Source organism: Elusimicrobiales bacterium (assembly GCA_041651175.1).
GTDB lineage: Bacteria > Elusimicrobiota > Elusimicrobia > Elusimicrobiales > Elusimicrobiaceae > JAQTYB01.
Map to the genome: position 1 here is coordinate 1 of JBAZJT010000003.1, position 25,373 is coordinate 25,373.

Annotated in this window: 23 protein-coding genes and 2 tRNA genes; 15 read left to right on the forward strand and 10 right to left on the reverse strand. The window is 55.9% G+C overall.

Going from position 1 to position 25,373, the window contains the following annotated elements; all coding sequences use genetic code 11:
- Window positions 1-217: 217 nt before the first annotated feature.
- The 5 genes from lon to WC421_02480 all read right to left on the reverse strand — a co-directional run bounded on the left by lon (window position 218) and on the right by WC421_02480 (window position 4,732).
- Window positions 218-2,557: an endopeptidase La gene (gene lon / locus WC421_02460; GenBank protein ID MFA5161084.1), complete on the reverse strand. Its 2,340-nt coding sequence runs from the start codon at window positions 2,555-2,557 to the stop codon at window positions 218-220.
- Window positions 2,558-2,559: 2 nt separating this feature from the next.
- On the reverse strand, window positions 2,560-3,168 hold the full coding sequence (locus tag WC421_02465; GenBank protein MFA5161085.1) for an ATP-dependent Clp protease proteolytic subunit: 609 nt from the start codon (window positions 3,166-3,168) through the stop codon (window positions 2,560-2,562).
- 2 nt (window positions 3,169-3,170) lie between these two features.
- Window positions 3,171-4,448 carry a trigger factor gene (tig, locus tag WC421_02470; protein MFA5161086.1) on the reverse strand — a complete coding sequence of 426 codons (1,278 nt, stop codon included), beginning with the start codon at window positions 4,446-4,448 and terminating at the stop codon, window positions 3,171-3,173.
- Window positions 4,449-4,513: 65 nt separating this feature from the next.
- Window positions 4,514-4,595: transfer RNA gene (locus tag WC421_02475), tRNA-Leu, on the reverse strand.
- A gap of 65 nt (window positions 4,596-4,660) precedes the next feature.
- A tRNA-Lys gene (locus WC421_02480) sits at window positions 4,661-4,732 on the reverse strand.
- A gap of 191 nt (window positions 4,733-4,923) precedes the next feature.
- Here WC421_02480 and WC421_02485 point away from each other — a divergent pair.
- Window positions 4,924-7,359, forward strand: coding sequence for a P-loop NTPase fold protein (locus WC421_02485; GenBank protein ID MFA5161087.1), 2,436 nt, complete (start codon window positions 4,924-4,926; stop codon window positions 7,357-7,359).
- 55 nt (window positions 7,360-7,414) lie between these two features.
- Here the strand turns inward: WC421_02485 and WC421_02490 are convergent, their stop codons facing one another.
- Window positions 7,415-8,671 carry an MFS transporter gene (locus WC421_02490; protein MFA5161088.1) on the reverse strand — a complete coding sequence of 419 codons (1,257 nt, stop codon included), beginning with the start codon at window positions 8,669-8,671 and terminating at the stop codon, window positions 7,415-7,417.
- A 157-nt stretch (window positions 8,672-8,828) separates the two neighbouring features.
- On the opposite strand from WC421_02490, the gene WC421_02495 reads away from it, so the two are divergent.
- The 7 genes from WC421_02495 to WC421_02525 all read left to right on the forward strand — a co-directional run bounded on the left by WC421_02495 (window position 8,829) and on the right by WC421_02525 (window position 14,330).
- Window positions 8,829-9,137: a hypothetical protein gene (locus tag WC421_02495; GenBank protein ID MFA5161089.1), complete on the forward strand. Its 309-nt coding sequence runs from the start codon at window positions 8,829-8,831 to the stop codon at window positions 9,135-9,137.
- A gap of 88 nt (window positions 9,138-9,225) precedes the next feature.
- The gene (gene epsC, locus WC421_02500; GenBank protein ID MFA5161090.1) at window positions 9,226-10,101 is read left to right on the forward strand and encodes a serine O-acetyltransferase EpsC; all 876 of its coding nucleotides are present in this window, start codon (window positions 9,226-9,228) and stop codon (window positions 10,099-10,101) included.
- A complete protein-coding gene (locus WC421_02505; protein MFA5161091.1) occupies window positions 10,091-10,894 on the forward strand; it encodes a hypothetical protein in 804 nt (267 codons plus the stop codon). Before epsC ends, WC421_02505 begins: the two co-directional genes overlap by 11 nt.
- A 14-nt stretch (window positions 10,895-10,908) precedes the next feature.
- The gene (locus WC421_02510) at window positions 10,909-11,166 is read left to right on the forward strand and encodes a DUF2164 domain-containing protein (GenBank protein MFA5161092.1); all 258 of its coding nucleotides are present in this window, start codon (window positions 10,909-10,911) and stop codon (window positions 11,164-11,166) included.
- A 360-nt stretch (window positions 11,167-11,526) separates the two neighbouring features.
- Entirely contained in the window at window positions 11,527-12,315 is a 789-nt protein-coding gene (locus WC421_02515) for a polysaccharide deacetylase family protein (GenBank protein MFA5161093.1), read from the forward strand.
- Window positions 12,312-12,929: a 4Fe-4S binding protein gene (locus WC421_02520; protein MFA5161094.1), complete on the forward strand. Its 618-nt coding sequence runs from the start codon at window positions 12,312-12,314 to the stop codon at window positions 12,927-12,929. Before WC421_02515 ends, WC421_02520 begins: the two co-directional genes overlap by 4 nt.
- A gap of 39 nt (window positions 12,930-12,968) precedes the next feature.
- Complete coding sequence (locus WC421_02525; GenBank protein ID MFA5161095.1) at window positions 12,969-14,330, forward strand: acetate kinase; 1,362 nt, start codon at window positions 12,969-12,971, stop codon at window positions 14,328-14,330.
- 62 nt (window positions 14,331-14,392) lie between these two features.
- On the opposite strand, the gene WC421_02530 is transcribed toward WC421_02525, so the two are convergent.
- The 4 genes from WC421_02530 to WC421_02545 are packed head-to-tail and all read right to left on the reverse strand — an operon-like array spanning window position 14,393 to window position 19,219.
- Complete coding sequence (locus tag WC421_02530) at window positions 14,393-15,655, reverse strand: PLP-dependent aminotransferase family protein (protein ID MFA5161096.1); 1,263 nt, start codon at window positions 15,653-15,655, stop codon at window positions 14,393-14,395.
- 44 nt (window positions 15,656-15,699) lie between these two features.
- Window positions 15,700-16,617: a formyltransferase gene (locus tag WC421_02535; protein ID MFA5161097.1), complete on the reverse strand. Its 918-nt coding sequence runs from the start codon at window positions 16,615-16,617 to the stop codon at window positions 15,700-15,702.
- Window positions 16,614-17,543, reverse strand: a complete 930-nt coding sequence (locus tag WC421_02540; GenBank protein MFA5161098.1) for a glycosyltransferase — start codon at window positions 17,541-17,543, stop codon at window positions 16,614-16,616. Before WC421_02540 ends, WC421_02535 begins: the two co-directional genes overlap by 4 nt.
- Entirely contained in the window at window positions 17,540-19,219 is a 1,680-nt protein-coding gene (locus WC421_02545; GenBank protein ID MFA5161099.1) for a glycosyltransferase family 39 protein, read from the reverse strand. Before WC421_02545 ends, WC421_02540 begins: the two co-directional genes overlap by 4 nt.
- A gap of 223 nt (window positions 19,220-19,442) precedes the next feature.
- Between WC421_02545 and WC421_02550 the strand changes: the two genes are divergently transcribed.
- The 7 genes from WC421_02550 to rpmF all read left to right on the forward strand — a co-directional run bounded on the left by WC421_02550 (window position 19,443) and on the right by rpmF (window position 25,373).
- Window positions 19,443-20,930, forward strand: a complete 1,488-nt coding sequence (locus WC421_02550) for an ATP-binding protein (GenBank protein MFA5161100.1) — start codon at window positions 19,443-19,445, stop codon at window positions 20,928-20,930.
- 41 nt (window positions 20,931-20,971) lie between these two features.
- Window positions 20,972-21,541 carry a plasmid pRiA4b ORF-3 family protein gene (locus tag WC421_02555; GenBank protein ID MFA5161101.1) on the forward strand — a complete coding sequence of 190 codons (570 nt, stop codon included), beginning with the start codon at window positions 20,972-20,974 and terminating at the stop codon, window positions 21,539-21,541.
- A gap of 136 nt (window positions 21,542-21,677) precedes the next feature.
- Window positions 21,678-22,454 carry a hypothetical protein gene (locus WC421_02560; protein ID MFA5161102.1) on the forward strand — a complete coding sequence of 259 codons (777 nt, stop codon included), beginning with the start codon at window positions 21,678-21,680 and terminating at the stop codon, window positions 22,452-22,454.
- A gap of 131 nt (window positions 22,455-22,585) precedes the next feature.
- Window positions 22,586-23,728, forward strand: coding sequence for a glycosyltransferase family 4 protein (locus WC421_02565; protein MFA5161103.1), 1,143 nt, complete (start codon window positions 22,586-22,588; stop codon window positions 23,726-23,728).
- Window positions 23,719-24,654, forward strand: a complete 936-nt coding sequence (locus WC421_02570) for a glycosyltransferase family 2 protein (GenBank protein ID MFA5161104.1) — start codon at window positions 23,719-23,721, stop codon at window positions 24,652-24,654. The genes WC421_02565 and WC421_02570 overlap by 10 nt, the downstream gene beginning before the upstream one ends.
- Window positions 24,651-25,133: a DUF177 domain-containing protein gene (locus tag WC421_02575; GenBank protein ID MFA5161105.1), complete on the forward strand. Its 483-nt coding sequence runs from the start codon at window positions 24,651-24,653 to the stop codon at window positions 25,131-25,133. The genes WC421_02570 and WC421_02575 overlap by 4 nt, the downstream gene beginning before the upstream one ends.
- Window positions 25,134-25,160: 27 nt before the next feature.
- Window positions 25,161-25,373, forward strand: a complete 213-nt coding sequence (rpmF, locus tag WC421_02580) for a 50S ribosomal protein L32 (protein ID MFA5161106.1) — start codon at window positions 25,161-25,163, stop codon at window positions 25,371-25,373.

The following is a 25,373-nucleotide window of genomic DNA, read 5'->3' on the forward strand; positions in this document are numbered from 1 at the left end:
ATTAAAAAACTGCACGGTTTTTGCGCGCTTGGCGCATTTTCCGTGCAGTTTCAGAGCGTTTCCACACCAATATTATCGCATTTCCCCGACGAGGAATTCAATAATATCAGAGTTTTTCAGTGGACCCCCGGTAACCCGCCGAGACTGATTCAAACCAGCAACCGCCTCCGCGAAAGCGGAGGCGGTTGCTGTTTGTATGATTATTGCTGAAGCAAGTTTATTTCAACGACGGTATGGCGGCGCGCAGGGCTTCCCCCAGCTCCGTAACCGGGACCAGTTTCAGCTTGCCGCGCACCTTTTCCGGGACGTCGGATACGTCTTTTGCGTTAGCTTTGGGGAACACGATGGTGTCCATCCCCTCGCGGAAGGCGGCCATGAATTTCTCTTTTATTCCGCCTACGGGCAGCACCCTGCCGGTTATCGTAAGTTCGCCCGTCATGGCGAGTTTGCCGCGCACCGGCCTGCCGCTTGCAAGGCTGGCCAGCGCGACAGCCATGGCCACGCCCGCCGACGGGCCGTCCTTTGGAACCGCGCCCTCCGGCACGTGGACATGGAAGTTGGATTTGCCGAAATCCGCCTTTTTTATTTTCAGCGATTTGACGCAGGTGAACGCCGCCGAGGCGGATTCCTTCATCACATCGCCCAGCTTGCCGGTAAGCACAAGGTCGCCCTTGCCGGGATAGCTGACGGCTTCTATGGAAAGCACCTCTCCGCCGTTCTGCGTCCACGCCAGCCCGGTTGAGACGCCGACGGCGTTTTCCTCCGGCCTTACATTCTGGAATTTCGGTATTCCGAGATATTTTTCTATGTTGCCGCCGGTGATGGAGACCTTTTTGCCGGTTTCCACATACTCCTTGGCGGCCTTGCGGCACAGCGAGCCGATTTCACGCTCCAGGTTGCGCACGCCGGCCTCGCGCGTATACTCGCGCTCGGCACGGGTTACGGCCTGCGCGTCTATGGCGGCCGTCTCGGCGGACAGGCCGTGCAGCTTGAGCTGCTTAGGAATCAGGTGCCCCTCGGCGATGGAGAGCTTCTCGTCATGCGTGTAGCCGGAAAATTCCAGCACTTCCAGCCGGTCGCGCAGCGTCTGCGGGATGCCCTCAAGCGAATTCGCGGTGGTAACAAACATCACTTTTGAAATGTCAAAGCCTACGTCAAGGTAATGGTCGGTGAAATCGGAGTTCTGCTCCGGGTCCAGCACTTCCAGCAGGGCGGCTGCGGGGTCGCCGCGCCAGTCCATGCCCATTTTGTCTATCTCGTCCAGCAGGAATACGGGGTTGTTGCTTTTGGCCTTGGAAATGCTCTGCATGATTCTGCCGGGGAGCGAGCCTACGTATGTGCGCCGGTGGCCGCGTATTTCGGCCTCGTCGCGCACCCCGCCCAGCGACATGCGGACAAATTTTCTGTCCACCGCCCGCGCGATGGATTTGGCAAGCGAGGTTTTCCCCACGCCGGGCGGCCCCACAAAGCACAGCACCGGCCCGCGCAGCGCGCCGGTAAGTTTCGTAACCGCCAGAAATTCCAGCACGCGCTCTTTGGGCTTGTCCAGGCCGTAGTGGTCCTCGTCCAGGATTTTGCGGGCGCGGGCGATGTCCAGCAGGTCTTTCGTGCTGACCTGCCAGGGCAAATTAACCAGCCAGTCCAGATAGGTGCGCGAGACTGTCGCCTCCGGCGAGGAGGGGGCCATTCTATCCAGCCGGTTCAGCTCCTTTTCCGCGGCGGCACGGGCCTCGTCGCTGAGGCGGTTTTTCTTTAGCAGCTTGCGGACTTCGTCCAGTTCCTTGTGAAAATCGTCTTTCTGATGAAGCTCTTTCTGAATGGCCTTCATCTGCTCTGTCAGATAGTATTCCTTTTGCGATTTCTCTATCTGGGAGCGGACCTTGGTGTGGATTTTCTCCTCAAGAGAGAGAATTTCTATCTCCTCGGTGAGCAGCTTCAGCAGCTTTTCCAGCCGGCGGGCGGGGTTGACGGTCTCCAGCAAATCCTGCCTGTCCTGCGTCTTTATGATGATATTGGAGGCGATGGTGTCTGCCAGCTTGGAGGGGTTTTCTATCTGCCGCAGGAAGGATACTCCCTCCACGGCTATCCGGCGCGAGACTTTGGCGTAGGATTCAAACGCGTCCATCACCTGGCGGGAGAGGGCCAGCGTCTCCGCCTCCGGCGATGTTTCCTCCTGCGCGTATTCCACGTCCGCAAACCAGCAGCCCTCTTCCTTGTCGATTGCCAGATTGGCCGTCCGCGCCCGCGCTATGCCCTGCAGGAACACCTTTACGGTGTTATCCGGCATTTTAAGCGACTGGGCCACCTCGCAGACCACGCCGAAGGCGTAGAGGTTCTCGGGCTTGGGGTCGTCATGGCGCGGGTTTTTCTGCGACACGGCCAGCACGTATTTGCTGGTTTTGAGCGCGTGGTCTATGGCGCGCACGGACTTTTCCCTGTCAACCGAAAGCGGCAACGCCATGCCGGGGAACATCACCACATCCCGTATGGCTATGACGGAAAGATTGGACGGCAACTGCCGTGCGGACTGCTCCGCCTTTGTCTCTGCTTGCGGCATTTTTATTTCCTTAAGGTTACAACCTCGTCTATGATGCCATAGGCTTTGGCATCCTCGGCGGAGAGGTAGAAATTGCGCTCGCTGTCGGAGCGGATTTTTTCCTTGGGCTGGCCGGTGTGCTTTGCCATGATGTCCAGCAGCCGTTCCTTGTTCTCGCGCAGCTCTTTGCTTTCAATCTCAATATCCGTTACCTGGCCGGAGAGGCCGCCCCCGCCGCCGCCCCAGATAAGCGGCTGGTGTATCATTATGCGGGAATGCGGCAGCGCGTAGCGCTTGCCTTTTGTTCCGGCGGCCAGCAGCACCGCGCCGAAAGACATCGCCATTCCCATGCAGATTGTGGTTACCGGGGCCTTGATGAACTGCATCGTGTCGTACACCGCCAGCCCCGCCGTTATCATGCCGCCGGGCGAGTTGATGTAGAGGTTGATTTCCTTGTCGGGATCTTCCGCGTCCAGATAAAGCAGCTCGGCTATGATGACGTTGGCGATGCTGGTGTCTATGGCGCCTTCCTGCCCGCCGATGAACACGATTCTGTCCTTTAGCAGGCGCGAAAACAGGTCATAGCCCACCATCGAGCCCTGGTTTTTTTCGATGATTGTCGGGATAATCATGATCAGCCCTCCGTGATGACGGCGTTTTTGTGCATGAAATCTTCCACCTTGCGCTCCAGCAGCGAAGAGAGAACCTCGTCCCTGCGCTTTTCAAAGAACAACTGCATTTTGCGCCTTTCCTCGTCGCTGCGCGCGCGGGCGAGGGTGGCGCCCACCTCGGCCTCGTATTCCTCGTCGCAGTTTTCCAGCTTCTCAGCGCTGGCTATGGCGCTGATGATATACCCCAGCTTCATGTCGCGCTCTACGGCGGGGCGCAGCTTGTCGCCAAGCTGCTTGCGCTTCTCGTCGTCCAGTTTTTTAAGCTCTTCGGGGTGCATCCGGTCGCCCAGCCGCTCCACCGCCTCGCCCAGATGATGCTCCACCAGCGACTGAGGCAGGTCAAACGAATGCTCTTTAAGCAGAAAATCGTGAATCTGGCGCACCGCGTCGCGGCGGTTGTCCTCCTGTGCCTGGCGCAGCAGCGCGGATTTGACATGCTCGCGGAACTGCTGCTCGCTTTCAAACCCCAGCTCTTTGGCGAAGGCGTCGGTAAGCTCCGGCACGGTTTTGGTCTTGATGTCGGTTACCGCCGCCTTTATATGGTATTTCCCGCCGCCGACTTCGGCGTCAAATTCGCGCGTGTCGCCTTTTTTCGCGCCCAGCAGCGCGGCCTGAAGCCCGCCCAGCGTCTGCGGCTCCGCCATGTCCACCAGCTCGTTTTTGGAGGAATGGTCCGCCGTTGCGCTGCCCGGCTTGAACGCCTCGTAATCAATCACCGCGAAGCTGGCCGCGTCCACGGCGGCGCCTTCGGGGGCGGGATGCAGCCTTGCGTGCTGTCCCAGAATTTCTTTTATCGCCCCGGCGATTTTATCCTCGCCGATTTCTATTTTGCGCGACACCACGGGGATTTTCTTGTAGTTTTTCGCCTCAAACTGGGGGGGGATTTCAAATTCAAACTCGGCGGAGAACGGCTTGCCCTCCGTGAATTCGCATTTTTCCAGCGCGGGCGAGTCCACTGGTTTGAGGTTTTCCCTGGTTATTATCTCCCCCAGCGCGGCGCGGAGGACGTTGTCAAAAGCGCGCTCTTTTACCAGCGCCGCGAAATTTTCGCGCACCATGTTCAGCGGCGCCTTGCCTTTGCGGAAGCCGGGGATTTGCGCCTGCGCCTGCACCTGCACGAGGGCGTTCTGCAGCGCGGCGGCGACATATTTATCCGAAGCCGATACGCCGACGCGCACCGCGCAGCCTTTCTGCGAAAGCCGTTTGATTTCCATGGTTTCCGTCTGAATTTGAGTGGGCATTGTTCCTCCAAAAATGAGCCGCCCGTTAAGGCGAAGGCGGCTTCGCCGTGCCGGCGCCAATAAAATGGACGGGGCGGGACTTGAACCCGCACGCCGTAAGGCATACGGTCCTAAGCCGTACGCGTCTGCCAGTTCCGCCACCCGTCCGCTGCGTGTCTGACGGTCCGCCCGGGCGATGGCGTTTCCGGGGTATCCCGCCGGCGAAAAACCGATGGGCTATACAGGATTCGAACCTGTAACCTTGCGCTTAAGAGGCGCCTGCTCTACCGTTGAGCTAATAGCCCGAAATCTTTCCAGAATCCGTTGTGCCGCGCCGGCGCCGCAAAAAGCCGCGCGGAGGGAAACAGCGCCCCGCCGCGCGCGGTCAAATCCGGCCAACAGATAAACTATACCAAAAACCCCGCCCCCCGCTCAACTTTCGCACGGAATATGAAAGAGGCAAATGCTATAATCCATAGTGTATTGGGAGTGAGCAATGTCATCGAAATGCAGAACAAAATTTCTGTCTGACAACCCTGCCGATTCGGATAATTTGGGCGGCCATAGAAAAATTGCCGAGGCAATTGCCGATATTGTAAGGGACAGTGAAGACGAAATGACTATAGGATTATGCGGCGAATGGGGAAGCGGCAAGTCAACCATTATACGTTTGCTGGGAAAAGAGCTATCTGAAGATACCTATGCAGTTTTTACGTTTGATGCCTGGGCGCATCAAGGGGATCCGCTAAGGAGATGCTTTTTAGAAGCCATTTGTGTTTTTCTATTCCGGGAAGGCTGTATTGATGAAGATAAATACCATAAAACAAAGGAGCTTTTGGCTATCCGACAAATGCCTGTAATTACCCAAGATGGTATTGCTTTTGCATTTAGCTTATTGTTGGTGCCGATTGGAATAAAATTGCTGTGTTTTTCTATGCCTCTCCCTATAATTGGTGCCATTCTTTGCGCTTTTCCATTTATATCTGGGATTCATTTATGGACGAATTCCCCGAATACATTATCACTGTTGTTGAAATCTCCGGCACTTTCTCCAGAACAGAGTACGATTGAATTTGAGAGGATTTTTTCGGAATTGTTGCGTTATGTGCAGGAAAAGAACGATAAAAGGAAAATTGTTTGCTGTATTGACAATCTGGACAGAATTCCAGAAAGGAATGCTCTTGAAATATGGGCATCGTTGCGAGTATTTCATGATGCATTGTCCAGAAAAGGGAATAACCATAAGAATTTCTGGCTCATAGTCCCCTTTGACATGAGCGCGCTGAATAAATTATGGTCTTCAGAAAAACAACAGGCAGAGCAAATTAGTCTTGGAAATAATACCATGGAAGATAACGCCCTAGCCGAAGCTTTTTCAGAGAAAACTTTTCAAATTAAGTTTTATGTGCCGTCGCCTGTAGTTTCCTCATGGGTTGGTTTCCTGAAGAAATCACTAGAGGAGGCTTTGCCGGAGCATAAACAGGATGATTTTGATGCCATTAGCAGAATTTTCCGAAAGCGGTACAGTGGTGACATTAAAAAGTTGACTCCTAGAAAAATAAAATTTTTTGTGAATAGAATCGCAGCATTGCATAAAATATGGAATGACACAATTCCCATTCATATCCAAGCGCTTTATGTGTGTTTTGAGCAAAAGTTCTGTGCCAATCCTGGCGGAATATTTGATGACAAGGAAATACCTCATTTTGATGTTGCCTGTAATATTTCGCAATGGAAGGAATATATGGCCATGATGTGTTTGAATTTGCCGTTGAGGGATGCTATGCAAATACTTATTGAACCCGAAATTGAGAATGGCATTAGGGAAGTCAACCTGGAACTTATCAGCAAATTTGAGGGAGTTACAGGTTTTTCTGAAACTTGTGAGAAAGTGTTGGAAGGCCGTACGCAGGAATGGCATACTTCAGGTGGAGTACGTCCAGAATTCATTTTTCGTGTGATAGCAACGATACGTCAGATTAAAACTTTCCATGAATCTCCCCAACACCGTATATGGGAAATACTGCAAGCCTATGTTTTAAGACTGGAGTCATTTGGGGATTTGAGAGAATCGTCTAAAGATGCTTTGCAATTTATGGCGATTCATTACAGTAATGCGGATTTGCTATCCCACATTTTGAAAGTGCTGAACAATGATTTAAGAACGCTTGTCGGGACTGATGCATATGATGACTTCATTGAAGTTATACACTCATTTCACCAAGGAGGACACGGTGAGATAATTCGTAAACATGTTCATGTTGATTTGCCGATTACTAACTATACGCGATTGGTATCTTCGTTGGACAAATTATACGGCAATACCTTGGACTGTTACTTCCGAAACTCAAGCGATAAGTCTGACGATGTACTAAAGAATTTCCAGAAGTCAGACATTGGGGATATCGTTCCCAAAATAATTGATATGAATCCGGATTGGAAGTGGGACACTTTGTGTCGGGCTCTGATATATGAGTTCCAGAGGAAACAGGATAGATATCCTCAACAATTAGTTACAAACAATCTTCGTATTTTGTTGCATTTGCGTGAGAATCCTGTCGTTTCTGAAAAACTTCCCACTCTTTCACAGGATGATTTTTTTAAGATTTTCATAGGCAGCGAATGCCCGCCAGAAGCGATATTGTTTGTTCTCGCTGTTATGCCATCTCTGGCAAAAGAATCACACAGTGCTTTATGCCAAACAATCTCTGTGTACAGCGACATAAGATTTTCAGTCAATAATCCTAAGAATCCCAAATTTGACATGAGGAACTTTTGTGAATTGGCCATAAAGCATAATTGCTTGAAGGAAGTGTTGAGTTCATATAAGAAGTACGAACCTTTGAAAAACTTGGTAATAGAAATTGCCAGAGAAGTATCGGTATCCCATCCAGATTATAAGGACTTGATTCCAGAGGAAATATCACTTTAGATGTCCTAGTCAGCGATTACTTCTGAATGCTTGAGAACAGCGCATTTAGTCAGATTTATTCGGTTTTGGCGAAGGCTTCGGGATAGGTTTCTTTGAAAAACTTTTCCGCTTCGGCGGGGGGGAGGCGGTAGAAACGTTTGAAATCAGGCACAAGGTACAGCGCGGGGGCAAGCAGCGCGAACGCTATCCCGCAGCAGAACAGCGCGGCGGAGTAACCGAATCGCTCTATAAACACGCCCGACAACGCCATGCCTAGCGGCATCATCCCCTCCGCCACCGATGCGATGACCGAGTTTACCCGCGCGCGCATCTCGTCGGGCGTGGCTATGGCGATATGCGCTTCCGTCGGAATGTTTGCCAGCGCGCTGCCAAAACCCTGAAAGGCCATCAGCGCAAGCGGCAGCGCAAGGCCGGGCGCATACGGCAGCAGGGCTATGCCCGCGCCCATAAAGACAATGCCGGCGACTATGGCCCGGTCCTGTTGGAGTTTTGCGCAAATCCGCCCCACCGCCAGCGAGCCGATTATTATCCCCGCGCTCATCGCCGAGTTAAGCCCGCCGTAAAACCATGCCGGCAGCCCCCGCGCCTGCTTGACCATCACCGGCAGCGCCACCATCACCGGCGCGAATGTGAAATTCAGGAAAGCCGCCAGCGCCAGCATCCAGAAAAGGATTTTTATCTTCCATATCGCGCGGATGCCCTCGCGGAAATCCGCCAGCCAGCCGGAGGGGGCGCCTTTGGGCGTTGTGTCGGCGCGTATCATAAAGGTGGCCGCAGCAGCGGCCAGAAAAGACAGCGCATCCACCGCAAACGCGCCTCCGGCGCCGGTTGCGGAAACAAGAATTCCGCCTATCAAGCCGCCCGCTATGCTCCCGCCCGAGGAGACCGCCATTGCGTACTGCACCGCGTCGCGCAGTTTGTGAGAGGGGACAAGCTGCGGCACTATCGCCCCGGCCCCCGCGCCGAATAATGCGCTCCCCAGCCCCAGCAGCGTGAATACCGCTATCACCGCCGCCATATTGAAATAGCCGGACCATACCATCGCGGCAAGGCCGGCGGTAAGGACGGCGCGGGAGATATCGCCGATTATAATAAGGTTTTTTCTGGGGAACTTGTCGCCCAGCGGGCCAAGCAGCGGCCTTGCCGCCACCCGCGCCAATACCGAGACGGCCAGTATCCCGCCCATCTTGGCGGGGGAGCCGGTCTTGTCCAGCGTCCACCAGGCCAGGGCGATGGCGCTGCAGCCGTCCCCGATTACGGAGACAGCCTGCCCGAACTGGTACAGCCAGTAATCCCTTCCCAAAAGGCGCATTCAGTGATTTTACCTTTTTCGCGCGGCGGAGGCAGACACAGTTCCGCAGCCGGCAGCGGGGCAAATGGGTGGGCCTTATGGGGCAGCGGCGGCTAGGTCCTTTGACCCTTACGGTTTTCCCGCTTCTGCCGCATAATATCCCATGAGAGACTTGATTATGCAACCGACACCCCACTCACTCACCGGAATGGTAGCCGGAATGCGGCCCGGACAGCCATTCGCCTCAAGGCCGGTGCGCGGATATGTTTCCAAGGTGCTTATGGCCCGGCCCGGAGGCGGCGATGTCGACGCCGTCATACGCTACTACCGCATGAAGTTTGAAAGCAAGAATGCGGAAGTGCTTTCCATCACGCCGGAGACCATAGAGACCGTCTGCGACCCGGACACCGCCGTGCGCGCGATATTCTACAACGTGCATGTCAATTACCGCGGAACGACCGCCTTCAAGCCCGGCAGCATGGACTGACCCCCCGTTTCTTGTATAATTTACAAATGCGACGCTTTGCCGCGTCCCGCCGCAGGCGGGGGTGTTGCGCGCGCCGCAAAGAGGACCGATGAATATAAAAGAAATCGCTGCCGCGCTGACCGCCAATCCCAAAGGCAATGTAAGCCCGCTGTGCCGCAAACGCGCGGGGGAGCCTATCCCGTCGCGCGCCGCCGTGGTGGCGGCGGTGGAGCTGCTGCGCTCCGCGCTTTTCCCCGGGTATTTCGGGGGGGAGGAAATCTCGCAGGACACGGTTTCCTTCCACACCGGCCTTGCGGTGGAAAAGGCCGCGCATATTCTGCAGGAGCAGATCCGCCGCGCATTCTGCTTTTTCTGCGAGCAGAAAGGCGATTGCGACGCATGCCGCGCCCGCGCCGCCGATATAGCGGCGCGGCTTGCGCGCTCGCTTCCGGGCATTCAAAGCCTGCTTTCAACCGACGTGCAGGCCGCCTACGAGGGCGACCCCGCCGCCGTCTGCCCTGCCGAAACGGTGCTTTGCTACCCCTGCCTTACCGCCATTTCCTGCCAGCGCATCGCGCACGAGCTTTACAGAAGCGATGTACCGCTTATCCCGCGTATCATAACCGAGTATGCCCATTCGCTTACCGGCATAGACATTCACCCGGGCGCGCAAATCGGGGCGCGGTTTTTCATAGACCACGGCACCGGCGTAGTCATCGGCGAGACCTGCGTCATCGGCGAGGGCGTCAAGCTCTACCAGGGCGTAACCCTGGGCGCCAAGAGCTTCCCGCTGGACGAACACGGCAACCCCGTCAAAGGCGTAAAACGCCATCCCAATGTGGAGGACGGCGTTACCATATACGCCGGCGCCACCATACTGGGCGCTATAACTGTAGGCAAAGGCGCGGTGGTGGGCGGCAACATGTGGGTTACGCAATCCGTGCCGGCGGGCGCAAAAATCACCCAGCAGGAATATGCCCGCTGAGACTTTTTCCGTCCTCATAACCGGCCCGCTGCCGGAACGGGCGAAGCTGTGCGCGCTGCTGTGCAAAATCCATAACATATTGCCGGACGAAGGCGCCAAAATGGCGCGCGAGTGCTGGGGCATTCTGGGCGATAACATGGACCAGCCAAAAGCGCAGGCCTGCGTTCAGGCGGCCCGTTCCGCCGCCATTGAGACGGTTCTGATACCCTCCTCCCGCGCAAAATCGGTTCCCGCGCCGCAGAAAATCACAAAGGCGGCCCCGTCGGCACGGGGTTTGGAATGCGTTTCGCAGGTGGTGAAAATAACCGCGCCGTGGGAATCCATATATCTGCTTGCCGCCGCGCCGGTGAAAACCGAAATCCGGCAAATGGTCAAAACAGAAGGCAAAGCCGCGCCCGACGCCGCCCAGCTTGCCGGAATGACCGCCGCCGCGCTGCTGACCGGCATCCCGATAAAATTCGGCTCGCAAAAGCAGGAGCAATTGCGCGAGGACGTAAAGCGCGACGCCGTTTTCATGCTGGATATTTTCTGCGACGCGGAGCTGCCGCACATGCGCATTTTTGCCGACGATTTTGACTATGCCCCGCTGGGCGCGAAAAAAACCTATTCCAGCCAGACCAATTTCCGCGAATTCACGCTGCTGATTGCGGCCCGCGCCCCGAAAGCCGCAAAAAACGCCGGCCTTGCCGCCATGTCGGCGGGCAAGCCGCTGGTAACGCTGAGCTACGATTCCCAGGAATGCTATGACAGGGAACTCCGCCGCCTTTTCCTGCTGCGCAATGCCGGACGGTGAAAAAAGACTGCAATATGCCCGAGATAAAATTTACGGAAGACGAGAAGGCGGCGATTGTCCGCAAAATTCAGGACTATTTCAAGCGGGAATCGCAGCAGGATATTTCGCGCTTTGACGCGGAGTTTCTGCTGGAATTTTTCGCAAAGGAAATAGGCCCGTATTTTTACAACCGCGGCCTTTATGATTCGCAGGCCATTCTATCCAAGCGGCTGGACGATTTGAACGAAGCCATCAGCCAGCTTGAACGCCCCGTCGAATCCCGCAAATCCTGAAAACCATATGCAACTTTACTTGCGCGGCCTTACTAAACGCAAACACAATGCCTTTCAGTTTCTTCTTTTCATCTGTGGAAATCTGCGGTTAAATTCCCTTGGCGAAATCGGTTTTTCCCTTCATAAATAAAAGGAAAAGTCCGGATAATCTGTGAAAATCTGTGGTCAATCTGTGGATTATACCGCCGTTAAATCATAAGGGAACAACCGCTTTACAGCGGGGGAGTTTTATCCACAGATGGATCACAGATTGACCACAGATTTCCCGGACTTTTTCCCTTATAAAAAATTATCCAAACCATTTTAAGCTGCGAAAATGGGGAACAATCGCCGGCGCGACGGCTTTGATATAATATAGCCATGCCTGTTCCAGTGTTGCTATATCATCATGTTTCCGGCGACAGGGAAATAACTCCCGCGGGGTTCGAGCGGCAGTTGCGGTACCTTTCGGAAAACGGCTACTCCACCCCGTCCATGCCGGACTTCATTACCTGGATGAGGGGGGACAAGGAACTGCCCGGCAAAAGCGTCCTGCTGACTTTTGACGACGGCTACGCGGACAACTGGATTTGCGCCTGGCCGCTGCTGAAAAAATACGGGCTGCGCGCGGCGGTTTTTGTAACCACATCAAAAATAGGCGGTTTTGCGCCGCGGCCCACCATCGCCGACGGCGCGGCTGCGCCGGACACCATCAGAGACGAGCGCGGGGAGCAAGGCTTCCTCTCCTGGCAGGAGTTGCGGCTGATGGTTGATTCCAACGTATTTGACGTCGGTTCGCACACGCACACGCATAATAATTTTGACAAGCGCGCCGCATGGGTGGATATGCGGGAGGAACTGCGGAAATCCTCGGAAATCATAAAAGAGCGGCTGGGCGTAAAGCCCGTTTCGCTGGCGTGGCCGTGGGGTTATTTTGTTCCGCATTTTCCCGGATACGCGGCGGAGGAAGGGTATACTGCCATGTTCACCGTCCGCCCCGGCGCGAATGTTGCCGGCGGGGATTTGCGGGCCATCCGCCGGTTCAAGGTTCAGAATGAAAACATTGGCTGGCTGGCGCGGCGGCTGTGGCTTTACCGGCAGCCTGCGCTGGCGGAATTGTACGGACGCGCATACGGGCTGGACAGGAAAATAAAGAGGCTGTTCTTATGAAGAAAGCATTGCTGATTGCAGTCTTCTGTGTCGTTGTCCTGGCGGGGTGGAAATATCCGTTGCTGGGCTATGTCGCATCCGCGGTGATGCTGGCGGGGCTGGCCGGCGGTTTTATCGGCGGGCGGTATGTCTGCGGCAATATCTGCCCGCGCGGGGCTTTTCTGGACAAGGCGGGGGCGCTGGTGTCGCCGCGCAAACCGCTGCCGGATATCGCGGCGGACATGCGGCTGCGCTGGGGCATTTTCGCGCTGCTGATGGGGTTTATGGCGTTCCGGCTCTGGCAGGGGCCGCTTACAGTGCGGCATACGGGGCTGATTTTCTGGCAGATGTGCGTTATCACCAGCGCAATCGCGCTTGTGCTGGCGGCGGCGTGGAGGCCGCGCACCTGGTGCGCGCTGTGCCCGATGGGAACCGTGCAGCGCGCCGCCGGCGGCGGCAGCCGCGTCCCGCAGATAGACAAGGCCGCCTGCGTCAGCTGCGGCCTGTGCGAAAAAGCCTGCCCGCTGGAATTGCCGCTGGTTTCGGTCCCCGGCAAACGCAGCATGAAGGACTGCATTCAGTGCGGCGCCTGCGCCAAATCCTGCCCGCGCGGCAGCGTGCGCGATTTTTGCTAGAATTTAGCGAAGTCATTTTCATCAAGGGGAATCAAGATAATGATAATACTTTGCCTCAACTGCGGAAGCTCTTCGGTCAAGTACCGAATTTACGACTGGGAAAAGCGCGAAACCCTCGCCACCGGGCTTGTGGAGCGCGTAACCGTCGGCGGTTCTTTCATCTGCCACGAAGTGCCGGGAAAGGAAAAATTCATCCTCAACCGCGAATGCCCGGACCACCGCATGGCCATCCAGCTGGTGCTGGACACGCTGACAAACGAGAATCACGGCGTGATAGGCTCGGTCTCCGAAATCGGGGCGGTGGGGCATCGCGTGGTGCACGGGGGGGAGAAATTCGCCAAATCCGTCATCATCACACCCGAAGTGCTGGAAACCTTCCGCAAGCTTTGCGACCTGGCCCCGCTGCATAATCCGCCCAACATAATGGGCATAGAGGCGGCGCAGGGCGTCATGCCCAATATCCCGCACATGGCGATAATGGACACGGCCTGGCATCAGACAATGCCTTCCAAATCCTATATCTACGCGCTGCCGTACCAGTGGTATTCCAAATACGGCGTGCGGCGTTACGGGTTCCACGGGACGTCGTTCCTTTATAACGCCAAGCGCGCCTCCGTGCTGCTGAAAAAGGACCCGTTCAAGTGCAATCTGGTCATCGCGCATATCGGCAACGGCGCGTCAATAAACGCGGTCAAAAACGGCGTCTCATACGATACCAGCATGGGCATGACCCCGCTTGAAGGCCTGGTGATGGGAACCCGTGCCGGCGACCATGACGCCGCCATAGACTTTTTTATGATGGCGCGCGAGAATCTCTCGCCGAAAGATGTGGACGGCATCCTTAACAAGAAGTCCGGCGTCTACGGCATCACCGAAAAATACACCGACCGGCGCGACATAGAGCTTGCCGCCGAAAAAGGCGACCCGCGCGCGCATCTGGCCATAGAGATAGAGGCCTACCGCGTGAAGAAATACGTCGGCGCATACGCCGCCGCGATAGGCGGCGCGGACGCGGTTATTTTCACTGCCGGCGTGGGCGAGATGGCCCCCATCATCCGCGAACAGGCGCTGGAAGGGCTGGAATTCATGGGCATCAAGCTGGACAGGGACAGAAACAACGCCGCCATGACGCGCAATTCCGAAAGCGAAATCTCCGCGCCGGATTCAAAGACCAAGGTCTATGTAATCCCCACCGACGAGGAGATTGTGTTCATAGAAGACGTGGTGGCGCTGAAAGAAAAGCGCTATGAGGAACACACGAAATTCACCTACAGCTTCCAGAAGGCCGGCTACCGCAACAAAATGCGCGACGAAGCGCTTGCCAAGCAGCTTGAAAAACGCCCGGAACTTCTGAAAATCGCGGCCTGCCCCCCGCCGGAGCTGGCCGCCGCGAAGCGGTAATCCGCAGCTATAAAAAAACCCGCGCCCGAAAGGGCGCGGGTTTTTTGTTCCGGGCGAAACTGTCAGGCTTTCCAGTTGTTCTTGAACACCTGGGCCAGCCGTCTGATGCCCTCGTCTATCTGCTCCTCCGTGGGGTATGAGAAATTAAGCCGCATGGTGTTTCTGCCGCTGCCGTCGCAATGGAAGGCGGAGCCTATCACATAGGCCACGTTCTCTTTGAGCGCTTCGGAGAAAAGCGCGTCCGCGTCCATTTTCTCCGGCAGGCGCAGCCACAGGAACAGGCCGCCTTCCGGCTTGGTCCAGGTGACGCCTTCGGGCATGTATTTGGCAAGCGCGGCCAGCATGGTGTCTTTCTTGCGCTTGTATATGGCGTTGACCTTCTTGATATGCTCCCGGTAATAACCGCCGCGCAGGAATTCCGCCGCCACAAGCTGCGAAAACGGCGAGGTGCACAAATCCATCGCCTGTTTGAGGATGGTCATTTTTCTGATAAGCATCTCGTTTGCAACGATGTAGCCAAGCCGGAACCCCGGCGCGAATGTCTTTGAGAATGTAAACAGCGACACCACATTGCCCGAAGTGTCCAGCTTGTAGAGCATTTCGGGGGATTTGCCCTCGAACCGTATCTGGCGGTAGGGGGAATCCTCTATAATTACAAATTCCCACTCGCGCGAGAGACGCACCAGCTCCTCCCTGCGGGGCTGGGAAAGGGTTACGCCGTTGGGGTTCTGGAAATCCGGCACTACGTAGACGAATTTGTAATGTTCCTCCTCGCGGCGCAGCTTGGCCAGCTTGCGGGTGAGGGAATCCATCTTCATGCCATCGTCGTCGCCTTTGACGCCTATCATGGTCGCGCCGTAGGACCGGAACGCCTGCATCGCGCCCAGATAGCTGGGCAGCTCCACCAGAATGGGATCGGAGGGGTCTATGAAAAGCTTTGCCGTCAGATCCAGCGCCTGCTGCGAGGCGGTGGTGATAAGAATGTTTTCCGGCTTGACAATCAAGCCCTCTTCCTCGCGCAACGTGCGTACCAACTCGTCTTTGAGGATGGGCGCGCCCTCGGTTTCGCCGTACTGAAGCGCGACGCGGGAATTTTCCTTTAGCACTTTCCGGCAGATTTCCAGCACCGCATCCACCGGGAATGCGTCCGGGTCCGGCAGGCCGCCGGCAAGGGAGATTATTTCGGGCCTGTGCGTCGTCTTTAGCAATTCGCGTATGACCGAGGCTTTAGTGCGGCGGTTCACCGCAGCCAGATTTTTGGCGAGGTCTATCATGGGGCGTGTTCTCCCTGTTGCGGCGGTTTTTTCCAGCGCGGCGTTTGTCATATACCTACCTTGCAAAATCTGCCCGGTTTTTGCAAGTCCTGCCGTCAATCCCTGTTTATGAATTCCGCGGAGGCGGAGGCGAATTTGGCGCCGTCAATTTCGGGATGGCCTTCGCTTTGAATTCGCAGCACTTCAAGCGCGCCGCCTTCGCCCGTGGCCGCCACCAGCGGCGAGCGGGAGAGTATCCTGCCCGGCTCTCCGCTGCCGGCATCAGCGCCGGGGATTGCGGTTTTCCAGACGAAAATACGTTCGGTTCCGCATTCAAAAAACGCGCCGGGGTAGGGATGCGTTACCCCGCGCACAAGGTCGTGTATCCGCCGCGCCGGCCAGTCCCAGGAGAATTTGCCGTCGCCGGGCTTTCTGCCGCCGAATTTGGTGGCGGCGCCCTCGTCCTGGGCAATGCGCGGATAATTGCCGGATTCAATGGAGGGAAGGGCATTCGCCAGCAGCGGCCCCGCCTCGCGCGCCATTTTGCGGTAAAGCTCGGCTATATCGTCGTTTTGGGCTATCGGTATTTTCACTTGCGCCACTATCGCGCCGGCGTCGGCGCGCTTTGTCATCTCGTGCAGGGTGAGTCCGGTTTCGGCTTCGCCGTTTATTATGGCCCAGTTGGCCGGGCAGCGGCCCCGGTATTTCGGCAAATGCGACGGATGCAGGTTGAAAGCGCCCCTGGGCGCGGTTTTAAGCACGGCCTCCGGTATCATCTTGCGGAACATGAAAGAGAATATGATGTCGGGCTTGGCGCGCGCGGTTATATCGGCCCAGCGCGGGTCGGAGACATCGGCGGTCTCGTAAACGCTTATTCCCCGCGCGCGCGCTATCGCCGCGGTGGAGCGGAACCAGACATTTTCCGACGGGTCGTCCTCATGCGTTACAAGGGCGCGGATTTCCACCCCGCGCCGGATAAGCGTTTCCAGGCAGACGCAGCCTATTTCCTGATAGCCGAAAACAACCACCTTCACGGTTTTTCTCCGTGTATCTGGCGCACCACATAGCGGGGGCGGCGGCGCACCTCCTGGTAAATGCGGCCTATGTACTCGCCCAGCACGCCCAGCGCGAATATCTGGAACCCCACAAAGGTGAACAGTATCGCAAACAGCGTGAACACGCCTTCGGCTTCCGCGCCCAGCACAATCCGGCGCACGAACAGGAATGCCGCAAACCCCAGCCCGAACAGCGCCACCGTAATTCCGGCTATGCCCACAAGCTGTATCGGCAGCAGCGAAAACCCTGTCATAAGATCAAAGTTAAGCCGCAGCAGCTTCAGGAAATTGTATTTGGACTGGCCGCGCGTCCGGGCGGCATGCTCCACCGGGATTTCGGTTACCCGCCGCGCAAAGCTGTTTGCCAGAGCAGGGATGTAGGTGGTCAGTTCCGGGCATTTGACCACTTCGTCCACCACCTCGCGGCGGTAGGCGCGCAGCATGCAGCCGTAATCCTTCAGCGCGACGCCGAAAAGCTGCGCGCTCATCTTGTTGAGAATCCGCGATGGGATTTTGCGCAGCCAGCTGTCGTCCCGGTTCTGCCGCCAGCCGCCGACGGAATCGTAACCCTCGTCTATCTTGGCGACTAGCTTGGGAATTTCCTCCGGCGGGTTCTGCAGATCCGCGTCCAGCGTAACCACTATCCGCCCGCGCGCGGCGGCAAAGCCAGCCATCACCGCCGCATGCTGGCCGAAATTGCGGGTAAGCTCCACCACGCGGGTCTCTTCGCCGGACAATGGCTTGAGCAGCGAAAGCGAAGCGTCGCGGCTGCCGTCGTCTATATACACGATTTCGTAGCGCCAGCCGGCGGCGCCCAGCGTTTTTTTCAGGCGGGAATGCAATTCCTCTATATTCTGCGCCTCGTTGTAAACCGGAACTACGGCGGAGACTTTTATCTCGCTCATTTTCCCGCTCCCCATGGCCGGTTGGAAAGAACCACAAGTTTCCCCGGCAGTATTTTGCCGCCGTAAAGCGGCTTTCCCAGAAAATCCAGTTCCGGCAGCCTGTCGCGTTTGGTGATTATGAAAACCCTGTCCTTTGAACGCACCCATTTCCGCAATGTGCCGTAGTCCGGGAAAAACTGGTCCCGATGCGGATCCAGGCCGGCGCCGAACTGCAATTCACCCTGGTCGCCGATTACGCGCACCCGCTGCCCGGAGTAATACCCGAAACTTTGCAGATTGCGCTCGTAATCCGCGTTAAAAGCGGCTATTTTGTCGCCGGGCCGAAACTCGCTCATTACCATTTGCGCCATCGCTTTGCGGGAGAGCGTTTTATCAAATCCGGAGGCCTGAAAATACATAATGCCCAGGAAAGCGAACTGCGCCGCCGCAACCGCCGCATAAACCCCGGCTGCCGAGTTGCGCGACGCAAACCACAGCGCAAGGCTTGCGCCCCAGGCAAGCGCCGCCGCCGGCGCAATCCAGTTTATGCCGGAGCCCGGGTCCAGATAGGATATGTAATGCGGCACGATAATCAAACCCGCGACAAGCAATACATTAAGCGCGGCATACGGCGCGGCGAAAGCCCCCAGCAATCCGCCCTCCTCCCATTTAAGCGAGAAATGGCGCGCGGCCAGTATCGCCAGCGGAATCAGGACCGGCAGCATGTAGGGCGGCCTTTTGGAGCCGGAAAGCGAGAAAAACGCGAATATCATCGCAAACCACAGCAGCAGAAACAAGCCGTGCCTGTCCGCCCCGCGCCGCGCAGCTTTGAAGGCCGACGCCAGCACCGCCGGCAGCGCGCAGCACCAGGGATACATCATCGCTATCACGACCGGGATGAAATACCACATCTGGCCCCTGCGCCCGTGCATGGTGGAGGAGTACCGCTGAAAATTTTCCCGTATAAAGAAAAATTTGAAAAACTCCGGCTCTTTTGCGGAAATGGCGATGAACCACGGCGCGCATACCGCGACAGCCAGCAGTATCCCGGTAACAGGGTACAGTTCGCGCAACCTGCGCCAGCCGTCCGTAAGCAGCAGATACGGGACGAACACTATCAGCGGCAGCGCGAAGGCTGCGGGCCCTTTCACAAGGCAGGCCAGCCCCAGCAGCGCATAACCGGCATGCGCCCACAAGGCCCTGTTCGCGCACATGTTTTCAAACGCGGCATAGATAAGGCACATGCCGGAGCATAGGAACAGCGTAAACAGCATGTCCAGTTCCGGTATCTGCGACCAGGCGAAAAACCCCGCCGAGCAGGCCAGTATCGCGCAGGCCAGCGCGGCGGTTCTGCCGCCGTAGAGCCGTTTGGCGAAAAAATAAGCCAGCAGCACCGACAGGAATCCGGCCAGCGCGGTAAAGAAGCGGGCCGCAATCTCGCTGAAACCCAGTACCCGCATGGCTGCGGCGTTAAGCCAGTAGGCCAGCGGCGGCTTCTCGAAATAAAGCGCGCCGTTGAGGCGGGGAATCAGCCAGTCTCCGGACTGGACCATTTCGCGCGAAATAAGCGCGTAGCGGCCCTCCCCCGGGTCCCACAACGCGCGCGCACCCAGAAAAGCGAAATAAAAAACCCCGCACAAAACCACCGCCGCCAAGGCAGCGCGCTTTTGGAAAGAATCGGCGGACATTTTCTCCATTCGCAGCTATTCTACAAAATTGCGCGCGCCTGCCGGGGATATCGGTTTTCCAGCCGCAATACGGGGCTCAATAGCGCCATTTGGTATAATTTGACAAGCGGGGGTAAAATAGACGGCAAAAAAGATAAACTGGTAAGCGAGTTGGAAAGCCAACTTAAGCAAAGCATAAAAGCGGAAGCCCTGTTTGTTCTGAAATGGCGAATCACTTAAATGGAGGCGTCTGATGTCCGAACTATTCAAATTGCTGAACACGGGATTGGAAGCGACGCTCCGGGATAACAATCCGTGGTGGCGCGGCGAAAAAATTTACAACCTGCCGAAAATGAGACGCTGGGCTTTTGAGCCGGTTCTGAAAAATTTGAAAACCGGGCTTGCGCCCGCCGTTGTGCTTAAAGGGCCAAGGCGCGTGGGCAAATCAGTCCTCCTTGAGCAAATCATCAGCCATTTGATTGAAACCGGCGTAAAGCCGCACCGCATATTCCGCGTTCAATTTGACGACCTGCCCGATTTGCGCAGATTGGACACGCCGATTTTGGATTTATGCCGCTGGTACGCGGAGAGCATACTCGGCAAAACTTTCAACAAAGCCGCTGCCGACGGGGAGCAGGCGTTCATATTTCTTGATGAAGTGCAGAATCTGTCCGATTGGGGGCCGCAACTCAAACAGCTTGTTGATATAAATCCGGTCAAAGTTCTGGTTACGGGCAGTTCCGCGTTGAGAATTGAAACCGGAAGCGACAGCCTGGCCGGACGCATATCGTCCGTTGAAATGGGGCCGCTGCTGCTGCGCGAAATAGCCAGTTTGCGCGGCTTCGGTGAAATACCGCCGCTTCTGCCTTTCAACGGACCGGGGGCGCTCAAAGAAAAGAAGACATGGCAGGACTTGCGGCAGTTGGGGATTGTCCATAGCGAAATCCGCAAAAAAGCGTTTGCCGCTTTTTCAGAAAGAGGCGCATATCCGATAGCGCAAGCCGACATCAGCAAAGAATGGCCGGCTGTGGCGGACTATCTCAATGAATCCATAGTAAAGCGCGTGATTAAGCATGATTTGCGAATCGGCGAGAAAGGCCGCAAGCGCGACGAGCATTTGCTGGAAGAGGTTTTCCGGTTAGCCTGCCGCTATGCGGGGCAGTCGCCGGAACAGGGCCTTTACCTCACGGAAATAAAACGCGCCATGAACGCGAATGTGGGCTGGAACAAGATATTCAGTTATCTGAAGTTTTTGGACGGCACATTGCTCGTGCGCCTGATTGAGCCTTTGGAATTGCGGTTAAAAAAACGCCGGAGCGCGTCAAAAGTCTGCATTTGCGACCACGCGTTAAGAGCGGCATGGCTTCAGGAAGTGATTTACATTGACCCCGATAATCTGGAAAAATTCCCGCATCTCGCGGATTTGGCCGGACATATAGCCGAAAGCGCGGCGGGATATTTTCTGCGGACAATCAACGGCCTTGACGTGGCGCATTTCCCCGCAAGAACAACCGAACCCGAAGTGGATTTTATTTTGACTGTGGGCGAACAACGCATACCCGTCGAGGTGAAATACCGCAAACGGATAGATTACCAGGACACCATCGGACTGCGGGCGTTTATGGAGAAAGCGCATTACAACGCGCCCTTTGGAATTTTGATAACGCTTAACGAGGAAACAGCCAGCGACGACCCGCGGATAATCTCCATCCCGCTGTCGTCGTTGCTGTTGCTCCGTTAAAGGGAGGGCGTGTGCCTGCGAGTAAAGGAAAAATATACCGGTTGAAAATTGTTCTTGACGGCTCCGAGCCGCTGATTTGGCGCACGATTCTGGTCAAAAGCGACATAAAACTTTCGCAGTTGCACTTTATAATCCAGATTGTGATGGGGTGGACCAACAGCCACCTGCACCATTTCCGCATAAAAAACTTATGGTATGTTATGCCGGACGATATGCAGAACTATGACGGCGACGCCGTAGACGAACGGAAAGCGAAACTTTGCGATGTCGCAAAACGCGGGCAAAGGTTTCTGTATGAATACGATTTCGGCGACAGTTGGATGCACATAATCAAGGTGGAAGCCGTTCTGGAACCCGAAACGGGCGTGAAATATCCCGTCTGCGCCGGCGGAGCGATGGCCTGCCCGCCGGAAGATGTCGGCGGGATTGGCGGCTATTACGAATTCTTGGAAGCCATTAAAGACCCCAAGCACGAAAACCATGAGGATATGGTTGAATGGTGGGGAGAGGACTTTGACCCCGACGAATTTGATTTGAGGGAAACCAACATGGCGCCCTGCATCCCAACACAAAAGTCTGGCAATATACCGGAGACAAACGCAAGTGAATAAATCGCAAACGCAAGCGATTGACTAAGGAGCGAATCTTCAGATAACTTCCATATCAGTAGAGGGCAGCCGCTCACTATAAGAGCTTATCTACGGATAAGCTCCAAATCAATGTCGCAAGTCAGAGGAGCTATTAAATATGCGAAAAATCATTTACGCAATCTCCCTCTTGGGGATAATGCCTGTTATTACGAACTGCTATGCAACCGACACAAGCACTGGTAGCCGTTTGCAAAAACTGGAATGCACGGTAACAGATAGTAGAAATGATATGGAAAAACGCTTGCAAAGAATGGAGCAAACTGTAGAAAATTTTAATGGCAGGTTGGATGATGTCAAGAGTAATTACGCCAACAACATTATGGGAATAGGGGCAATGGCTGGAGGAGTAATCGGTGGAATCGGAGTTTTGGCTGCTTTGGGTATTTATTTTAGCTTTACCGGCATGAAAAAGGAAATAGGACAGATAGACGGTAAAGTAAAGAAAATGGAAGAAAACGCGAAAACACAGATTGAGTCTCTGAATGACGCTGTAAGCAAAGTTGAAAAGGAAGTCCATCATGCTACGGCTCGCGTGTTCTCCGCATATGCCGAAATTTACAAAGATAATGCTCTGTCCAATGTGGTGTGGCACATGCGAGGCATGTCTGAGTATTTGCAAACAGGCGATCCCCAAACTGGTCTTATTGAAGACATGTTAAACAGGTGTGAGGAACGAATATCCAGGGATCCAAAAACGGTATACTGCAGCGAGGAGGAAAATTTTAAGTGTAAACGTGAAATGCTTGATGTGATAGAGGAAGTTAAAAAGCGTGGGTTTGGATTCAAAGATGATAAATTGCTTGGAAACTTAGAACGTCTCATTGAGACCAAAATCCAAGTGAAACCGGCAGGAGAGGCTTCAACTCCATCATGATTGTATCTATAGCCAATCCAAATGCCTCGGAGTTTTTATAAAGGAAAATTCCGGGTAATCTGTGAAAATCTGTGTAAATCGGTGGATAAAACGTCGTTTTGTCCCTACGGGGCAGCAGTTTAATGGAGAATATGTCCAAACCCAAAGTCTTTCATGTGATTACGAAACTGGAGATGGGGGGGGCGCAGGGGAATACGCTTTATACCTGCGCGCATCTTGATAAGGAGCGTTTTGACGTCTCGCTCGTATGCGGGGAGGGGGGGATTATGGACGGCGACGCGCGCGCCGCCGGCTATCCGCTCCATTTTGTGCCTTCGCTGACGCGGGAGATAAATCCTGCCAGGGATGCCGCCGCGTTTTTCGCGCTGCGTGGCTTGTTCGCGCGGCACAAGCCGGAGATTGTGCATACTCATTCCTCAAAAGCGGGAATTCTGGGCCGGCTGGCGGCGAAGGCCGCGGGCGTGCCCGTCATCGTCCACACATTCCATGGCTTTGGCTTCACTCCGGCGCAGAATCCGGCGCTGCGCCAGTCATTTATACTGGCGGAAAAAAAGTGCGCCGAAATCAGCTCCGCGCTTATATTTGTATCCAAAGCGAATATGGACGAGGCCCGCAAGCTGGGCTTTCCCGCAGGAAACTGGCGGCTTATACGCAGCGGGATAGACCTCTCCGAATTTCCGCCCGCCGGTTTTGACGCCGCGCAGACCAGGGTGTCGCTGAACCTCTCGCATGAGGCGAGGTATGTCGTCTCCGTCGGAAATTTCAAGCCGCAGAAGAATCCGCAGGATTTGATAAAGATGGCGGCGCTGGTGGCGGCTAAAATCCCGGACGTCTATTTCGTTTTCACCGGCGAGGGCGAACTGCTGGAGCAGGCCAAAAGGCTCGCCCTGCGTTTTGAAATCACAAACCGCTGCCGCTTCCCCGGCTGGCGGCGCGACGTGCCGCATATACTGGCGGGCGCGTCGGCCTTTGCGCTGACATCTTTATGGGAGGGGCTGCCACGCGCCGCGGTTGAGGCGCTGCGCGCGGGCGTTCCCGGCGCCTATTACGACACCGACGGCGTGCGCGACATTATCGCCGACGGCAAAAACGGCTTTCTGGTTCCCAGGGGCGACTACGGCCTGGCGGCTGAAAAAATAACCGCCCTGCTTTCCGACAAGAACCTGCACGACGCCGTCTCCGCCGCCGCGCGCGCCACCGATTTGCGCGACTTTGACATCGCCGAAATGGTAAAATCCCAGGAGCGGTTGTATTGTGAATTATTATGTATTTAAGCGTGGTGCTGCCGGTTTATAACGAGCGGGAGAATATAGGCCCGCTGTCTTCCGAAATAGCGCGGATGCTGGACGCCCTCGGCAAGCCGTGCGAGGTTATTTTCGTTGACGACGGCAGCGCCGACGGCTCCTACGAGGCCGCCGCGCAAATCGCCGCCGGGGATGGGCGTTTCAGGGCCGCGCGGCTGGCGCGCAATTTCGGACAGACGGCGGCGCTGGCGGCGGGCATCGGCATGGCGCGGGGGGAATTCGTGGCCCTCATGGACGCCGACGGGCAGAACGATCCCGCAGACATTCCGGCCATGCTGGAGAAAGCCGCGCAATTCGACGTGGTCAGCGGTTGGCGCAGAAACCGCCGGGACGATTTTTTCCGCCGCGTGCTGCCCAGCCGCGCCGCCAACTGGATTATCGGCCAGGTTACCGGAGTGAAAATACACGACTACGGCTGCACCCTTAAAATATACCGGCGGCAGTGTCTGGCCTCGTTCAGGATATACGGCGAGATGCACCGCTTCCTTCCCGCGCTGGCCGCCGCCGCAGGCGCAAAAATAGCGGAGATGGAGGTGAACCACCGCCCCCGCGCGCGCGGCAAATCCAAATACGGGCTGGGGCGCACCGCCAAGGTGCTGCTGGACCTGGCGACGGTGAAATTCATGGGCGGCTATCTGGCCAATCCGATATATATTTTCGGCGGCTGGGGGCTGGCGTGCTGCTTTGCCTCCTGCGCGCTGGCGGCGGTTACGGTGTACAACAAATTCTTCAACCATATATTCGTCAAGGACCAGCCGCTTTTCATTGTGGCGATATTCCTGGGGCTTGTGGGGGTCCAGATGCTGCTGCTGGGGCTGCTGTCCGAGATAATCTCGCGCATTTATTTTGAAATCAACGACCGCGCCCCCTACCGCGTCGCGGAGAAAACGCCATGAATGATTACCGCGTGCCGGCGGATCTTAAATTCCGCGCGGCGGATATAATAGAGCAGGGCGGGCTGCGCTGCTCGCTGCGGCTGGAAGGCGATGCGCTGGCTGCGCTTTCGGACTGCGGCAAAATACTCGGAGCCGTAGTGGAGGTGGAGTTTTTCCTGGGCAGCGACGAGCTGTTCGCCGCCGGCTCCGTCAAGGGCCGGGCCGCGCTGCGCTGCCACCGCTGCCTGGAGGACTACGAGGCCGGCTTTTCCGCGCAGTTTGAACAGACCTTTTCGCCAGAAGCCGAAATTATTGATATAATGGATGAAGCGCGCCAGGCTCTGGTGGTTTCAACGGAGATACGGCAGTTATGCGCGCGGGACTGCAAAGGCCTCTGCCCCGTATGCGGGGCGAATCTGAATAAGGGCAGTTGCGGTTGCGCGCCGGCGCGGATTTTGCCGTTTTCCGAGCTGAGGGACAAGCTCTCCGGCGGAAAATAGGTTTATATAAAGCAAGGAGTCCGGACCATGCCAAACCCAAAACGACGCCATACCAGAGCCCGCCGGGACACACGCCGGGCGCAAAACTGGAAGTTGGTGGTTGGTTCCCTTTCCAAATGCCCCAATTGCGGGGTGAACAGGCAGCCGCACTGCGTCTGCCCGTCCTGCGGCTACTACAAGGACAAAGTGGTGCTTCCCAAAAAGGAAAAGAAGGACAAGGCCGCTCCGCCGGCCAAATAA

Coding starts and splice junctions, on each gene's coding strand:
- WC421_02560 (MFA5161102.1), top strand. CDS start 21,678: ATGCGAAAAATCATTTACGCAATCTCCCTCTTGGGGATAATGCCTGTT.
- WC421_02575 (MFA5161105.1), top strand. CDS start 24,651: ATGAATGATTACCGCGTGCCGGCGGATCTTAAATTCCGCGCGGCGGAT.
- WC421_02495 (MFA5161089.1), top strand. CDS start 8,829: ATGCAACCGACACCCCACTCACTCACCGGAATGGTAGCCGGAATGCGG.
- WC421_02570 (MFA5161104.1), top strand. CDS start 23,719: ATGTATTTAAGCGTGGTGCTGCCGGTTTATAACGAGCGGGAGAATATA.
- WC421_02505 (MFA5161091.1), top strand. CDS start 10,091: ATGCCCGCTGAGACTTTTTCCGTCCTCATAACCGGCCCGCTGCCGGAA.
- tig (MFA5161086.1), bottom strand. CDS start 4,448: ATGCCCACTCAAATTCAGACGGAAACCATGGAAATCAAACGGCTTTCG.
- rpmF (MFA5161106.1), top strand. CDS start 25,161: ATGCCAAACCCAAAACGACGCCATACCAGAGCCCGCCGGGACACACGC.
- WC421_02540 (MFA5161098.1), bottom strand. CDS start 17,543: ATGAGCGAGATAAAAGTCTCCGCCGTAGTTCCGGTTTACAACGAGGCG.
- WC421_02530 (MFA5161096.1), bottom strand. CDS start 15,655: ATGACAAACGCCGCGCTGGAAAAAACCGCCGCAACAGGGAGAACACGC.
- lon (MFA5161084.1), bottom strand. CDS start 2,557: ATGCCGCAAGCAGAGACAAAGGCGGAGCAGTCCGCACGGCAGTTGCCG.
- WC421_02515 (MFA5161093.1), top strand. CDS start 11,527: ATGCCTGTTCCAGTGTTGCTATATCATCATGTTTCCGGCGACAGGGAA.
- WC421_02565 (MFA5161103.1), top strand. CDS start 22,586: ATGTCCAAACCCAAAGTCTTTCATGTGATTACGAAACTGGAGATGGGG.
- WC421_02485 (MFA5161087.1), top strand. CDS start 4,924: ATGTCATCGAAATGCAGAACAAAATTTCTGTCTGACAACCCTGCCGAT.
- WC421_02525 (MFA5161095.1), top strand. CDS start 12,969: ATGATAATACTTTGCCTCAACTGCGGAAGCTCTTCGGTCAAGTACCGA.
- WC421_02550 (MFA5161100.1), top strand. CDS start 19,443: ATGTCCGAACTATTCAAATTGCTGAACACGGGATTGGAAGCGACGCTC.
- WC421_02510 (MFA5161092.1), top strand. CDS start 10,909: ATGCCCGAGATAAAATTTACGGAAGACGAGAAGGCGGCGATTGTCCGC.
- WC421_02465 (MFA5161085.1), bottom strand. CDS start 3,168: ATGATTATCCCGACAATCATCGAAAAAAACCAGGGCTCGATGGTGGGC.
- epsC (MFA5161090.1), top strand. CDS start 9,226: ATGAATATAAAAGAAATCGCTGCCGCGCTGACCGCCAATCCCAAAGGC.
- WC421_02520 (MFA5161094.1), top strand. CDS start 12,312: ATGAAGAAAGCATTGCTGATTGCAGTCTTCTGTGTCGTTGTCCTGGCG.
- WC421_02490 (MFA5161088.1), bottom strand. CDS start 8,671: ATGCGCCTTTTGGGAAGGGATTACTGGCTGTACCAGTTCGGGCAGGCT.
- WC421_02545 (MFA5161099.1), bottom strand. CDS start 19,219: ATGGAGAAAATGTCCGCCGATTCTTTCCAAAAGCGCGCTGCCTTGGCG.